Origin of the sequence: Desulfosporosinus sp. OT (assembly GCF_000224515.1) — a bacterium.
Classification (GTDB): Bacteria; Bacillota; Desulfitobacteriia; order Desulfitobacteriales; family Desulfitobacteriaceae; genus Desulfosporosinus.
This window is the reverse complement of record NZ_AGAF01000173.1, coordinates 1-430: the sequence shown is the minus strand read 5'-3', so window position 1 is coordinate 430 and position 430 is coordinate 1. Positions and strand designations below refer to the sequence as shown.

The window sequence follows — 430 nt, the reverse complement described above, 5'->3', positions numbered from 1 at the left end:
TATATGCCAAACTCCTCATACTCACTGCCTTTCGGCTCAAAGCATCGGCCACCACATTGGCCTTTTCCGGATGGTACAATATAGTGATATCATAATCCTTAAGCAACTCCAACCATCTCCGCTGCCTCAAATTAAGATCTTTTTGCTTGAACAAATGCTGAAGACTGCGATGATCAGTGAACACCTCACAAGATACACCATACAAGTAATGCCTCTAAATCTTCAATGCGTGAACTATGGCAGCCAACTCCAAATCATGAATGGGGTAGTTCTTCTCATGGGGCTTCAACTGCCGAGAAGCATAAGCAATAACTCTACCTTCCTACATCAACACACAACCAATCCCAACTCTTGAAGCATCACAATACACAGTATATGAACCTGAAGCTGATACGGAAAAACCAACACTGGAGCTGCGGTCAAGGCTGTC

General features: G+C 44.0%; 1 protein-coding gene. It reads right to left on the bottom strand.

The genetic code is table 11. The features are described 5' to 3' along the window. Window positions 1-184: hypothetical protein (locus DOT_RS32450; protein WP_157998481.1), on the bottom strand; the 184-nt coding region annotated here is incomplete at its 3' end. Window positions 185-430: the final 246 nt, after the last annotated feature.